Annotated in this window: 13 protein-coding genes; 6 read left to right on the top strand and 7 right to left on the bottom strand. The window is 32.3% G+C overall.

The window, feature by feature from the left end:
- Window positions 1–60 precede the first annotated feature (60 nt).
- The 3 genes from Q8X41_RS13580 to Q8X41_RS13570 form a co-directional block, all read right to left on the bottom strand.
- Window positions 61–1,182: a response regulator gene (locus Q8X41_RS13580; RefSeq protein WP_397536827.1), complete on the bottom strand. Its 1,122-nt coding sequence runs from the start codon at window positions 1,180–1,182 to the stop codon at window positions 61–63.
- Window positions 1,160–4,243 (bottom strand): ATP-binding protein, encoded by a 3,084-nt coding sequence (locus Q8X41_RS13575; protein ID WP_397536826.1) that lies wholly within the window; start codon window positions 4,241–4,243, stop codon window positions 1,160–1,162. The genes Q8X41_RS13580 and Q8X41_RS13575 overlap by 23 nt, the downstream gene beginning before the upstream one ends.
- A 175-nt stretch (window positions 4,244–4,418) precedes the next feature.
- On the bottom strand, window positions 4,419–5,615 hold the full coding sequence (locus Q8X41_RS13570) for an MFS transporter (RefSeq protein ID WP_397536825.1): 1,197 nt from the start codon (window positions 5,613–5,615) through the stop codon (window positions 4,419–4,421).
- Between the two features lie 613 nt (window positions 5,616–6,228).
- Here Q8X41_RS13570 and Q8X41_RS13565 point away from each other — a divergent pair.
- Window positions 6,229–7,713, top strand: coding sequence for a catalase (locus Q8X41_RS13565; protein WP_397536824.1), 1,485 nt, complete (start codon window positions 6,229–6,231; stop codon window positions 7,711–7,713).
- A 273-nt stretch (window positions 7,714–7,986) separates the two neighbouring features.
- Here the strand turns inward: Q8X41_RS13565 and Q8X41_RS13560 are convergent, their stop codons facing one another.
- A complete protein-coding gene (locus tag Q8X41_RS13560) occupies window positions 7,987–8,187 on the bottom strand; it encodes a hypothetical protein (protein ID WP_397536823.1) in 201 nt (66 codons plus the stop codon).
- A 182-nt stretch (window positions 8,188–8,369) separates the two neighbouring features.
- Window positions 8,370–8,570 (bottom strand): hypothetical protein, encoded by a 201-nt coding sequence (locus tag Q8X41_RS13555; protein WP_397536822.1) that lies wholly within the window; start codon window positions 8,568–8,570, stop codon window positions 8,370–8,372.
- A gap of 182 nt (window positions 8,571–8,752) precedes the next feature.
- Between Q8X41_RS13555 and Q8X41_RS13550 the strand changes: the two genes are divergently transcribed.
- The 4 genes from Q8X41_RS13550 to Q8X41_RS13535 are packed head-to-tail and all read left to right on the top strand — an operon-like array spanning window position 8,753 to window position 11,554.
- A complete protein-coding gene (locus Q8X41_RS13550) occupies window positions 8,753–9,328 on the top strand; it encodes an accessory gene regulator ArgB-like protein (RefSeq protein WP_397536821.1) in 576 nt (191 codons plus the stop codon).
- Complete coding sequence (locus Q8X41_RS13545; RefSeq protein ID WP_397536820.1) at window positions 9,312–9,494, top strand: cyclic lactone autoinducer peptide; 183 nt, start codon at window positions 9,312–9,314, stop codon at window positions 9,492–9,494. Before Q8X41_RS13550 ends, Q8X41_RS13545 begins: the two co-directional genes overlap by 17 nt.
- A gap of 13 nt (window positions 9,495–9,507) precedes the next feature.
- A complete protein-coding gene (locus Q8X41_RS13540; RefSeq protein ID WP_397536819.1) occupies window positions 9,508–10,803 on the top strand; it encodes a sensor histidine kinase in 1,296 nt (431 codons plus the stop codon).
- A 1-nt stretch (window position 10,804) separates the two neighbouring features.
- The gene (locus Q8X41_RS13535; RefSeq protein WP_397536818.1) at window positions 10,805–11,554 is read left to right on the top strand and encodes a LytR/AlgR family response regulator transcription factor; all 750 of its coding nucleotides are present in this window, start codon (window positions 10,805–10,807) and stop codon (window positions 11,552–11,554) included.
- Window positions 11,555–11,743: 189 nt separating this feature from the next.
- Here the strand turns inward: Q8X41_RS13535 and Q8X41_RS13530 are convergent, their stop codons facing one another.
- Entirely contained in the window at window positions 11,744–13,045 is a 1,302-nt protein-coding gene (locus Q8X41_RS13530) for an ABC transporter permease (RefSeq protein ID WP_397536817.1), read from the bottom strand.
- Complete coding sequence (locus Q8X41_RS13525; RefSeq protein ID WP_397536816.1) at window positions 13,035–13,730, bottom strand: ABC transporter ATP-binding protein; 696 nt, start codon at window positions 13,728–13,730, stop codon at window positions 13,035–13,037. Before Q8X41_RS13525 ends, Q8X41_RS13530 begins: the two co-directional genes overlap by 11 nt.
- Before the next feature lie 551 nt (window positions 13,731–14,281).
- On the opposite strand from Q8X41_RS13525, the gene Q8X41_RS13520 reads away from it, so the two are divergent.
- The gene (locus Q8X41_RS13520) at window positions 14,282–14,704 is read left to right on the top strand and encodes a hypothetical protein (RefSeq protein WP_397536815.1); all 423 of its coding nucleotides are present in this window, start codon (window positions 14,282–14,284) and stop codon (window positions 14,702–14,704) included.
- Window positions 14,705–14,833: the final 129 nt, after the last annotated feature.

Below are 14,833 nucleotides of genomic sequence, written 5' to 3'. Positions count from 1 at the left end.
TCATTTTATTGCACACAAAAAAGCTTATGATTTCTATAAAGCTAGAAATCATAAGCCTTTTTAAAATTTATTAAAATAATTATTTTTCAACTCTACGATATTAGTTGGTATACTTACTCCTAATTCATCTTTCAAACGATGTGTAATGACTTGGAATACTTCTTTCACTTTTCTTGTGTTGTTTAACTCACAATAATACTCCAATAATTGATACATAATCATGTCATCGTATGGATTAAGAACGAACATTTTGTCTAAGCATACCCCAACTAACTTTGTATAATCTTTTTCATACTTTGAACTAACGACAAACTTTTGAAGATAGCGTAGAACTTCTTGCTTTAGTTCTTGCTGATGTTGAATCGACCAAATAAAATCATCATTTTCTAAGTAGTCTCCACTATACAATTCAATTACTCTTTCAACTTTTTTTGAATCTAAACTATCAGATTGAATGATCTCCTGTAATTCAAGCACATCCGCCTCTAATTGCACTGATAATTTATAATGATCGTTTATTAGTGTTATAGGATTTTCTACACCAATTTCCTTTAATGTTTTTCTCAGCTGATAGATGGTCGTATGTAGTAAAGACACAGCTTTCTCCGCTTGCTTATCCGGCCAAAGTTCCTCAATAATAAGAGATTTGTGTATAGGGTTTTTCCCATTATGCCATAGAAATGCAAATAACTCCTTTACTTTTTTTGTACGCCATTTCACCTCATTATTTTGATAGTCAATTAACTGAAAGCTAACCATAAAGTAGCTACGCAATATACTTTTTGATTGATCGGCAAGCTGTTCCCTAGTCTGATACAAAGCTAACTTTTCTTCTATCTTATTTATTGCCTTTTGCAATCTCATCATACTAACAGGCTTCAATAAATAATCAATCGCATTAACCTCGAATGCTTCTAAAGCGAATTGGGGATAGGCTGTTACAAAAAGCACCTCAATATCACTATGTTTCCCCATCACTTTCTCTGCAAATTCAAGACCATGCATACCAGGCATCTCCATATCAAGGAAAATAACATCGACTTGCACTTCTCCCAGGTCTTTTAATGCTTCAATGGGATTGTTGTATTTCCCTACAATTTCAATGTTCGGTATTTTATGAAGCATGATTTCCATTACTTCTAAAGAAAGTTCCTCATCATCAATTAATAAGACTCTCATCATATCCTACCTCAGGTAATATTATTGTAATTCTCGTTCCTTTTCCTTCTGTACTTTCCAATGAAAATGTTGCTTTTTTGATTAACTTTAATTTTCTAAATGGATTAGAGAAACCAATTCTTGTTCCTCTTTCATTTAATAATTCTTCTTGTTTTTCAATCGGAATGCCCACTCCGTTATCTTCTACTATTATTTTTATTCCTTCCTCTACGTGCTTAATGGCAACTTTAACAGTCCCACCACCTTGCTTCGATACAATTCCATGATGTACTGCATTCTCTACTAACGGTTGAATTGTCATAGAAGGTATTACAGCCTCAATATTCTCATCAATATCATATTCAATATCCAATCGATTACCAAATCGCAATTTTTCTATTGCCAAATAGGCTTGTACTAGTTCGATTTCATTTTCTAATGGGATAAGGTTATTTCGGCCTTTATAATCTAATTTAGCTCGGAAATAGATTGATAAATATTGCAGGGCTTCTCTAGTTTTTTCTTGATCTTTATAGCTCAATCCAATAATCGTATTAAATGTATTGTACAAGAAATGTGGCGTTATCTGAGTTGATAAGAAACTCAATTCATTTTTTATCGCTTCTTGTGAAGATTCCTTTATTAATAACAATGAATCTATACGAACTTTCAATTCTTCCATATTCACAGGCTTTTGTAAAAAATCATTAGCCCCTCCTTTAAAGGATACGACTAAATCAGTTAGTTGTCCTGCAGCTGTTAAAATAATAATTGGCAATTCCGTTAAATCATAATCCTGTCGTACAATCTTACAAACTTCAATGCCAGACATAGTAGGCATCATTAAATCTAATACTAATAAATCAATCGGTTCTTCTTTTATTATTTGAATAGCTTTTTCGCCACTATCAACAGCAATAACTGTATAATCCATAGAACGTATACAATTAATCATTACCTTTAAATTTGTATGATCATCATCAACTACTAAAATGGTATATGATTTTTCCCCTTCTATTTGAAGAGGTAATTGCAAAAATTGCGATTGACGATTAAATTGCTCTATCATCTTTGTGTTGTTTGGTTCAATCGATGCTGCATATTCTACCGTATTAACTTCTTTTAGTTGGTTACTATTTGCCAATGGAATCGTAAAAGTGAAAATAGAACCTTTCCCTACTTCAGATGTAACCCAAATTTGCCCACCAGATGCTTCTACTATTTGTTTGGTAATACTTAATCCTATTCCAAGCCCTTCTGATTCTCGACCATGCACTTGATATAAGGATGCAAATACTTTATCATGGTTTTCTTTTGCTATTCCTTCACCTGTATCCTCAACAGATATTCGCATTTCTTCACCTTTCACCTTAGCTGAAACCGTAATTTCTCCGTTTTTAGTAAATTTAATGGCATTGTAGATTAGATTAAAAAATACTTGCTTCAATCTACTTTCATCTACATAAACTAGCTCTAAATTAGCAGGAACCTTATTAATCAAATCCACATTATGTTTTGATGGAATTAAGTAAGATAGTTCTTTGGTGATTTCTTCCACTATATAGATATTTACTGGTGACGGGACTAGATGAATATTCTCGATTTGCATTTCACCGGCATATAATAAGTCCTCTACAACTCTTTCTAATCGACGCCCAACAGAGTGAACGGAAATAACCGCATCTAACTGTTCTTTTTTTAATACACCATGATTTCCTTCTATTAAAAATTTAGAAATATTAATAATACCGTTCAAAGGTGTTCTTAATTCATGAGAACTCTTCATCAAAAATTCATTCTTCATCTCATCCATACGTATCAATTCTTTTGATAAACGATCTATCTCTATAAAAGCTTGTTGATGTCGGAAACCTATTAATGAAGACATTCCAATAACCATGATTAAAAATAGAAGGAATGGTTCATTGTTAATATGCGTTTCAAACAAAAAGTGCAATCCTACTAATAATCCATAACACCCAAACGATGTCACGATAAATAAGAGATACTCAGAGCCTTCCACTTTTTTTATTAATACCTTTAGTAACACATAAAATATATAGCAGTAACTAAAAACGATAATAATAACCATACCTATTTTCTCAACCATAACCGGCAAATGAAGCCACAGTATTGGACTTGGTATACCTTCAATTAGTTCTTGCGCAATGATTAAGGAACATAAAACCTTCACAATCAGCTTATTTACATACGGTTTATAAAAGGCATATATAAATAAAAGGAAAAATAGCAATGTTAAATGAAAAAATGACAATTGAAAAAACGCTCTATGTAAAGAAGGCATCTCAGGAGTTCCGATAAATAGTAACTGTTGATTTAGCGAACTAATATAAAATCCCTGAAAAAGGCAAAATAAACTAAAGTACAATTCAAACAAGTTTCTTCTTCTTTGGAGAAAAGTGACGAAATACATAATAAATAATAGAAAATAACCTGAAAAAAGTGCTGTATCAAACAAAATATCGATAGTTTTTGATGTGGCTATTTTCTCCTTTTCACCAAATTCAATTGATTTAACAATCCCTACCACAGGATAATCCGGAGATGCTACTTGCATAACGATTTCTATTTCATTGTTTTTACCTGTACTATATGCTACATACTTTTCGTCACTATACTGATATTCCCCCATATGTTTTGTTGGGTTCCCTTTTTCTCCGGATTCAACTCCATTTATAAATAATCTGCTAGCGTTTCGAATTGTATCGGTTTTAACTCCATATGATCCGTCTTTAGGTAACTTAATAAGCAAACGATACGTACCGATTTTATATTTCTTTTGATTATTCCAATTTCCCGGGACATGAATAGTTGTTAGCTTATGTTTATACTCATTAAAGGTGTGCGGATTTTTATCCGGTGTGATTAAATCCCCTCCATAAAATTGCCACTCACCATCTAAATTCACGTTTCCATTTTTCTCAAAATCCCAATGACTTAAATCTAATACACCATTTTTAGCATCCGGGCCTTTTGGCTCGAAAATATTAAAATAGTTAAAACTACTTATAATGGTGAAAAGAAAAATCATGATACAGCCAATTATAAATAACTTTCTTTTCATAGAGCACCTCTTTATATGAACATCCAATGTGATTATTATTTGGTATTATAATACATAATTCTCTAATTCTATTGTAAATGAAGAATCCCTTAAACGCCTTCTATTGTTTAAGTTCATCTTAAAAAAATTAGAAATAAAAAGATGCCCAAAGTAAAAACTTCAGACATCCATTCACCTATATAAATAGCTGTTTATTTTTCAAGATGACCATCATTCCCACAAACAATATTAACCCAGATCCTAAAAATACAATACGAATGCCAATCCAGTCTACCAAAACCCCAACTAGTAATGCCATGATGCCATACATACTTAAAGTTGCGGTACCCATTGATGCATAGACAGTTGGTAGTTCCTCTGTCGGAACAGATTTTTGAATAATTGTAGCCTGCGGAATATTCTTTAACTGTCCAAACATCCCCATCAATCCTGACATAACAAGTGCAACAATCGGCACACTTGTTAAACCGAAGAGTATTGTACTGACTGTAGTAATAATAGAACCCATTAAGATGAAGAAAAATTTTCGGTCATTCACTAATGTAGCATTTTTCATAACATATAAACTACCAAGTAATAAACCTATAAAAAACGAGCCATTGATAAAGCCCCACCACTTTTGACCAGTCTGTAATGCCTGTTCTACAAATACATAGAGTATCGAAGCAATCCAAACGGTACTTGCCATTGTTTCTAGTACTTCTATACTTAGCTGCACTTTTAAAAGCGGTGTTTTCTGAATGATTTTCCAGCCTTGCGTTAAGCTCGTGCGCATGCTTTTTTTCTCTTGATTTTCTTGATTATTAATAGTTGTTAAACAACCAAACATTATAGAAGAAATAATAAATAAAATTGCGACGAGTAAGACAAAAGCATTGGTACCCATCCAAATTAAAAGTAAACTTCCGAAAAGCCAAGATGCAATTTGTATTGTTTGTGAAACAGAGTCTACTATACTATTAGCCCTCACCAGTTGACTTTCCTCTACATAATGAGGTAGTAACGAATACATAATGGGATTTGCACAACCATCAAGTAATGCAATACCTGCTACTACTATGAAAATAGAAAAGAAATTTTCTTCATTGATGAAAAAAACGATAAACAGACTTAAGACTAACAATAAGTTTGTCTTTCCAATCTGTGAACTAACTAACAAAGATTTTAATGACCATTTACTCATAGCAAGTGGAGATAAAATACTCGATACAAACATAGACATAGTAATAGTAAATGGCACAAATGCACTTGCCATTGCAGATCCAGTTAGCTTGTATAGCGTGCTAATAATACAAATGATATAAAAAGAGTCGCCTAAATTAGCAATCGACTGACCAATTAATAACAAATAGAAATTACGATTAAACCACATGTTAATCCCCCTATTAAAACATGTCATTCTTAAGTTGTTTTAGGGGAATTTTATATTGGACAATTCATCTGTTCGCTACTCTCCTTTTGTAGTTAGCTTAATGGTCTATTGCAGGGGGCATAAAAGCTTTGTCGCTAACCAATTTCTCTTTCCGTAAATTTGTTATTTATCCATAAATAAGTAAATTCAAAATGATGGTTCCCAAAGATTGTTAGAGTTCATTATAGTTGATATGATTTTCATTTAACTTTATTAACACCATTATGTTGATAATAGTAATTATTATAATGTGCAATTAATCATTTAACTTTTTAGTTAACAAGAAAATAAATCAAATAATCTTCATTCTCTACACACTATATCTCGGTACTTTTTTTAACATTCAAAACGCAATAAGTATGTACAATCAGCTGGCTTTCATTTTTCCTTATGCTTATCTCAAACAGGTAGCAAATGCTTTTATTATAATACGTTAATTGATCAACACTTTATACTTCTTTCTTTAAAATATAAATTACTTAAAAAGAATCATTATAATTTACTTTCAATTTTATATCTGTTATAGTTATTTTCGAAGAGGTAATTCTAAGAATTTTATAGGGGGAATAATTTCATGACAAATGATAACAACAAAAAGTTAACTACTGCCGCTGGTGCTCCTGTCGTAAGTAATACAAACTCTATGACTGCTGGTGTTCGTGGTCCAGTGTTACTACAAGATGTTTGGTTGATTGAAAAGTTAGCAAACTTCAACCGTGAAGTAATTCCAGAACGTCGTATGCACGCAAAAGGTTCAGGTGCATTCGGTACTTTCACCGTAACTCATGACATTACAAAATATACAAAAGCAGCAATCTTCTCTGAAGTTGGTAAGAAAACAGAAATGTTCGCTCGTTTCTCTACTGTAGCTGGTGAACGTGGTGCTGCTGATGCTGAACGTGATATCCGCGGTTTTGCATTAAAATTCTACACAGAACAAGGTAACTGGGATTTGGTTGGCAACAACACACCCGTATTCTTCTTCCGTGATGCAATGCATTTCCCTGACTTAAACCACGCTGTTAAACGTGACCCACGTACTAACATGCGTTCTGCAAATAATAACTGGGATTTCTGGACCAATCTTCCTGAAGCATTACACCAAATAACTTATGTCATGGGCGACCGTGGTATCCCAACTGACTACCGTCATATGCACGGTTTTGGTTCTCACACTTATTCAATGATTAATGCTAATAACGAACGCGTTTATGTGAAATTCCACTTCACAACTCAACAAGGCATCCAAAATCTTACTGATGAAGAAGCAGAAGGAGTTGTAGCAAAAGATCGTGAATCTTCACAACGTGACCTTTACGAATCAATCGAAAAAGGGGATTTCCCTAAATGGACTATGTCAATCCAAGTGATGACTGACGAACAAGCCCAAAATCTCCCATACAATCCATTTGATTTAACTAAAGTTTGGTATAAAAAAGACTTCCCACTAATTCCAGTTGGTGAATTCGAATTAAACCGTAACCCAGCTAACTACTTCGCTGAAGTTGAACAAGCAGCATTTGCTCCTTCAAACGTAGTTCCTGGTATTAGCTTCTCTCCAGACCGTATGTTACAAGCTCGTTTGTTCGCATACGCTGATGCAGAACGTTATCGTTTAGGTGTAAACCACAACTTAATTCCAGTAAACGCTCCAAAATGCCCAGTACACAACTTCCACCGCGATGGTGCAATGCGTACAGATGGCAACTTAGGTAGCACATTACACTACGAGCCAAATAGCTATGGTGAATGGAAAGAACAATCTGAGTACAAAAACCCAGCTGAAGAAGCAGGCCCAACAGATATTTACGACTTCCGAGAAGATGATGATAATTACTTTGAACAACCAGGTAAATTATTCAACATCATGAACGAAGATGAACAACAACGTTTATTTGAAAACACCGCTCGTAACATGGAAGGCGTTGAATACTTCATTAAAGAACGCCATATTATCCACTGCTATAAAGCAGATCCTAAATATGGTAAAGGCGTTGCAAAAGCAATGGGTATCGAGATCAACAATATCGATGTACTGAAAGAAGTTCAATACCACTAATATTCTCAATTAAACACAATTCGACAAAATATCCACAAAAGACTGTAGACAAACTCTTAAGAATAAGTTTGTTTACAGTCTTTTTTTGCGCTATTAAATTTGATTATGATTTCTTTTAAAGAATATTTTACTTTATTGATTCAAACAAACATGCCTTGCATAAAGCTCGAGAACGAACCGTGTGGGACAAACAACGCAGTTGGCTCATGTCAGGCATTCCAGGAATCAATGTTTGTATTCCTCGAACAAGTAAATCCGATTAAAATATTTTAATTAACTTTTGAATTCTTTTAAAAAAAATACTCCCCAAAGAAAAACGATAAATAGCTCCAAAATCTGTATCCATTTAGATTCAATACCCAAAATCACATAAAGAACAACGATAATAATCATCAAAGCTAATATAATCCCTAACAATAATTTCTTTTTTGCACTCATTTTAATCGTATCTTTATGATTGTTTTCTCTATTCATTTTAAACACCTCTGAAAAATATACTCCCTTATTCAAATATTGATGATAGCATTACAAAAAAACTGCTGCATTTTGTTGGATTTTTTCGAGGAAGTTTACCTTATATCTTAATAAATAGCCAAAATATTTTCGTTTATCATTTTTATAAACAAAAAGAGAGCTCAAAGGAACTCTTTTTTTATTTATAGTACAACAGTTACAAAGGCTCTAGCTACTATTTCTGCAAACACCCTATTAAACCCTGCATAATCACAAAGGAAATCAGTTAATGCATCAGTAATTGTTGTACTTGAATCTGATATTACGTTAATTACCTTGTTCATTCCTTCCCAATGAAGAACCACCAACTTAGTACCAAAGTTTTCTTCGATAGTTTTCACCATTTTATCCCATGCTTTTTGACCGATTTTATCCATCGCTACTTTAAAAATTCGGCTCTTTTTATGTCGGAAATTACTTAGTGTATTTTTTCTACGTTCAAGACTGATTTCCCGACGTTAATGATCATATATATCAAAATAACTAAAATATTGTTAAAATATTGTTGAATGTGAGGATGATATAAATGCTTGGAATTGAATCAGCTATTATTAGTACACTCATAAAGCAAAAGAATTATACACAGCTAGATCAAGCGAAAATAAGATTTGGCATGCAAATAATTTTATCTAATGTATATAAAACTATTATTATTTATGGAATTGCTTTAGTACTAAACTGTATAGTTCCAACCCTTATTGCACATCTAACATTCTATTTACTCCGGAAAAAGTGCTTCGGGTATCACTTTTCTACTACTTTTACTTGTATACTCTGGAGTATTATTGCATTTCCATTTTTATCTGCATTTTTTGTTGTGTTTCAAATACCACAGTGGCTAATTTGGGGTATTAGTATTTTCTCCGTATACATAATTTTTGCATACGCACCTGTTGAAACTTTGAAACATCGTATTGTTAATGAAGAACATCACAATTATTTAAAAAAGCATGCACGAATACGATTGTTTGTGGTAATCATTTTTATAAAAATTTTGCCTATAGATTTTCAAATATTTGTGGTTCAAGGTTTATTCATTCAAGGCTTAGCTATTCTAATTCAAATAATATTAGGGGGAAAAACACATGAATCTAATTTATAAAGTAATACGATCCTTTAACAACTATGTTCTTTCTAGATTATCAAGTGTTGCCTTATTTGTAGGAACCCAAGCTGTTGTAAATTCTTGTACATTGTTTTTTCATGAAGAAGAAATTCCTAAAGAACTACAAAAAAACCACCCCTTTAAAAAAAATAATTCTAAATGAAGAAGGGTTTTAATTGACGAAGAACTTTTTATTTTCTGCTTTTATTGAATATAGTTCGATTTTTATTGCTTTAATCTATACATTGAACATCCGATTAAATATTAAATTGATCTTAGCAATTATTGGATGCATTATTTTACCATCTAGTTTTGTTTATTTATTCCTTGTAGATTGGTTAGGTATAATAATTCTTTTTCTATTTACGGGAGTCTTTTTTTATATAATTTCAAAAAATATTCGAACGTTGTTAGATATATGTACTATATTTTTTATAGGTATGTTAGCAGACCAACTTACACAGCTTCTTGAGAATTCTCTAATTCCAAAAGGTATTATGTATTTACCTTTGCATTATGCTCTTTTTATTATTTTTTTCTCTATATTTGTTTACGGCTATAAACAGATTATTATTATGAAAATGTGGGCTCGTTTAGATATTCCACTAATTGCACAAGTTTCTATCTTTTTGATTTCTAGCATAACGGTTATAGTTCTTTATTTAAATGTTTTTATTCCTGGTAATAAAGATGCAATAGAATTAGTAAAAATTAACTTAGCGATTCAAATAGGCTATTTTCTTTTAATGCTTTTTTTATTCGCTTTACTTTTATACAACATAAAAAAGGAGAACCAAGTGAAGCAAAACATGATAGAAAATGAACAATTTAAAATGTATGTAGAAGAGCTTGAGCATGTCAATCGCGATATGCAGAAGTTCCGTCACGATTATGCCAATATTTTACTTACGATGAAAGGCTATTTAGATAACAATAATCTAGATGATCTAAAAAAATATTTTGAACAACATATCTTAAAAACCGAGGCAAATGCTTCTTTTAACAATAAAGTATTAGGCAATTTGGAGAATTTAAAACTACTTGGATTAAAAGGGCTTATAGCTACTAAAGCTCTACAGGCGGATGAGCTAGGTATTAAAATCAGTATCGAAATACCCGAAACAATTAATAGCATTTATATGAATATTATTGATTTAACTCGAATTATGGGTATTCTAATAGATAATTCCATTGAAGCAAACAAGTTGGTAGAATCGGGAGTGATTAATCTTGCTTTCTTTAAAACACGAACAGATTCAATAATCATCATTATTCGGAATACAATGGGAGAAGAAATCACTAATTTAAAGGATATTTACAATGAATCCTTTTCCACAAAAGGAAAGGATCGCGGAATTGGTTTATCTAATGTTAAATATATTTTAGAAAGATATCCACAAGTGATCATGAACACACGAATCGAAGATGAGTGGTTTATACAAGAAATTGAGATTCCGTTTAGGGGGCGCTAAAGTGAAAGTAATTATTTGTGAAGATGATGAAGCACAACTTCATTTTATTCACACAAAGCTAAAACAATATGCATTCATTGAACACTCTGGTATAGATTTTGTCCTAGTTACTTCTAAACCTGAGGATGTTCTATTTTATATAGAAAAAAATCAAGCTGATTGTTATTTTTTGGATATTGAATTAGAAAGTCATATAACAGGATTAGAATTAGCGAGTAAAATTCGTGAATATGACCCATTATCAAGTATCATTTTTGTGACTACTCACGCAGAAATGCTTCAATTGACTTTTACATATAAAATTGCTGCACTTGATTTTATCATTAAAAGAGAACAAGAGGAGTTAACCCATCAACTAATAGCTGCATTAGAAACTGCTTATCAAAAATATAAGCAATTAGGCCTTGTTGATGAAAGACATTTTTTTCAAGTGAAAATTGGAGAATTGATTAAAAATATACCCTATGATGAAATTTGTTATTTTTCAACATCTACTCAAATTCATAAGGTTCAATTACAAACTAAAAATGGACATTATGAATTTTATGGAAAGTTAAAAGACATTGAAAAACTTGATGGAAGATTTTATCGTTGTCATAAAAGCTTTATAATCAATATAGACCATGTCCAGGAAATTGATAAAAAAAATCGAACAGTTACAATGACTAATGGGGAAATCTGCTTTATTTCTTTTAGGTCTATACGAGGATTACAAGAAAAAATAAAGAAAGTATCTGTTTTCAATAAGTAAGAATGGGTTGTCTAATAAGTCTCTATAAAAAGATAAGAACCAACAAAAAACAAATTGTTTTTCGTTGGTTCTTTATCTCTTCCGGCTAGTTACTGACCATGGGAGAGACAATGAAAATTGAGCTTCCCTACAGTCTTTATTAATTTTGGCTAGTCAAGATTATGTTGAAGCTAGATGGGCGCCCCACTTTTATTCTTGACGTAATGCTTGAATAACATCAACTTTTGTCGCTTTTCGTGCTGGTCGCCAACCGCTCATAATAGCAACACCTATACTAATCAATGATGCAATTACGACAAGCTCCCATGGTATAGTTGAAAATTGAATTCCGGCTTTCCCAATACCGCTATCAGGCATGACAGCATCTAAGATTTTTGGCAATGCAAAATTCGCCAAAAAGCTAATGATATAAGAAATGATAACTGCAATAACTGTACCTAAAATACCTATATATGCACTTTCCATTACAAACAGTCGCTGAATTAACTTTGGACCAGCACCAATCGCCTTCATCACACCTATTTCACGTGTACGTTCAGTAACAGCCATTGTCATCGTATTGAAAATACCAATAGAAGCAATTAAAACCGCTATTGTCCCTACAAAAATAAGTCCCACTTTTAAGGCTAGGAAAAATACATTTAATTGATCTAATTGTTCGGTTACAGAATAAACTTGCAAATTCATTGCCTTTAACTCTTTTAGTACACCTTTAACTGCTTCAATATCAGTTGCATAAACGGAGTAGTTCACATTATAAAAATCTTTGTCTTTCATTGCTTTATCAGCGATTGCATTAAAGTCTTTTAAAATGACTGGCTTCATCGTTTCACTCAGCTGTATACTCATATCCATAGCCCAATCTTTAGAAGGCTTCTCACCAATTCCAACTATTTTATATTGTCTTACCTTCGTATGCTTATCTCCATTCTCTGGTGTAAAGGATAAGGAAATGGTTTTACCTAATAATGAATGCTGATAACCCTTGTTTGATGTTCCTTCCTCATTTGGCCCCTCTTTAATGCTTTGTTCTTCCTTCTTCGTCAATAAGTTCTGTCCTAAATTATAGCCAACAACAATTTCATCATCATTTGTAGGGTATGTTCCCTTTGATAATTTAATTTTAGCCTTATGTTGTTCTTCGAAATTATTAAATTTGACATCACCATACCCAGTACGTTTTTCAAATTTTACAGTAGGACTCACTGCAGAATTGAACTGGGCCGTTCCAACTAAGGCTTGTACATTTGGAATTTCTTTAATCGCCTTTTGATCAATACCTTTTTCCTCACTACTATATACTTCGATCTTCGTCACAGCACTATCCGATAAAATTTCTTTCTTCAGAGAACCCTGTAGACCAAACGCAATCGACGCTAATACGATTAAAAATGCACATCCCATTGTTGTTGCTAATATAGTCGTGAAAATGCGCATAAGATTTTTCTTTACATGTTGCCGAACAAAATCTACTTGATCTCTAAACTGCACTTGGAACAGCCTCCTTTAATTCGCCATCATGCATACGGAATTTCCGATGTGCTATATTCGCTACTTCTTCATCATGGGTGATGATAACAAATGTAATATCCATCGATTCATTTAATAGCATAATCAGCTGTAAAATTTCTTGTTCTGTTTCAGAATCCAAACTTCCAGTTGGCTCATCCGCTAAAATAATTGGTGGATTTGTCACAAGCGCTCTAGCAATACAGACACGTTGTTGTTGACCACCAGATAATTCATTTGGATAATGATCTGATACTTTCTCTAAACCTACTTTTCGTAAAATATTTTGAACTACTTGAAAGCGTGCATTTTTGCCCATACCTTGGATTTTCAAAGCCAATTCGATATTTTCAAAAGCAGTTAATCCTGGCATCAACTGAAAATTTTGAAAGATGAAGCCAATATTTTTCGAGCGGAATTTTGCATGCTCTGCTTCTGTTAGATTCGTCGTTTCTTTACCATGTATCATAATTGACCCCTGCTCCAGCTTCAAAAAGCCAGCAATTGCATTTAATAATGTTGATTTACCAGATCCACTTTTACCAACAATCGAGATAATCTCTCCTTGCTCGACCGAAAAAGAAATATCCTTCAATACAGGAACCTTTTTTTCGCTCCCTTTCTTCCCAATTTTAAAAGTATGATTTATATTTTGTAGCTTAATCAATTTCGTAATCCTCCCTCAACAATCAATCTATTAACAAGTATATGGAATAAATCTTAATAATTAGGTGTCAAAAGAATGAAGATTTTCTTAAGATTTCATCATATTAAAAAGAAAGAGCCTTGCTACAATATGAAGCAAGGCTCTCTAAAACATTTAAATTTCAATTAATCCATTTGTATGAGTTTATCTACAGTCTTTTTTTGGCGCTATTAAATTCGATGAATTCTGCTTTAGTTGGTAAGGACATTTTTAACTATTAATAATGAAATATAATGCTTAAAAGTAAAATAAAAGATTATTTAATACTACTTTAAAATTTTATTTTTCAGAACAAAAATATCATTGATTTAGTAAATATGAACCTTTTATTCCAATATAACTTTCTTCAAAAAACTTTTATGATATATTTATTCCAAAAATTCAGGAGGAAAAACATGAGAAATTTTAAAATGTTAATATGAGGTGCCGTCTTATTCTCGTCTATTTCATTTGGGGGAATTATTGGAGCTGATACTGTTTTTGCAAAAGAAGTAAATTATCAAAAAGAAATTTTGAAATTAGAACCTGCCTTGTCAAAAAATGAATTAGAAAGTAGCGTTAAAATTTCTTCAAAAAAATTACATAAATCTGAAAAGGCAGTATATAAACAAATCTATAACGAATTAAAAGCCGACATAGCTCAAGGTAACCTCGAAGATAAAGATGAATCTTCAAAGCTTCATACTCTTGGAGCTAGTAGCGGAACAAAAAAATTGAAGAATAGCGCTACCGGTGATTTTTACTATACACCTTCTAAAACGGCAGGGGTCAACCACGGACATGTAGGATTATATTACAGTAAAGATAGTATTGTAGAATCTGTTCCTAAAAAAGGGGTATATAAAATTAAAGTAACAAATAGAAGAGTGGAGAACGGAGCTGTAATTAAATCGGTTAAAGTATCTTCTTCAAAGAAAAAAAGCGCTACAAATTGAGCACTTAAACAAGTAGGTCAAAAATATTCATATAACTTTGCAACAAATCGTTTAACTGGACGTGGTGGAAGTGCTAATTGTTCAAAATTAATTTGGTCAGCCTTTATAGAAAAAGCACACATTGATTTA

Source organism: Rummeliibacillus pycnus, assembly GCF_044359855.1.
Lineage (GTDB): Bacteria > Bacillota > Bacilli > Bacillales_A > Planococcaceae > Rummeliibacillus > Rummeliibacillus pycnus_A.
Note: the sequence above shows the minus strand (reverse complement) of the source record. Positions and strands in the feature narration are given on the sequence as shown.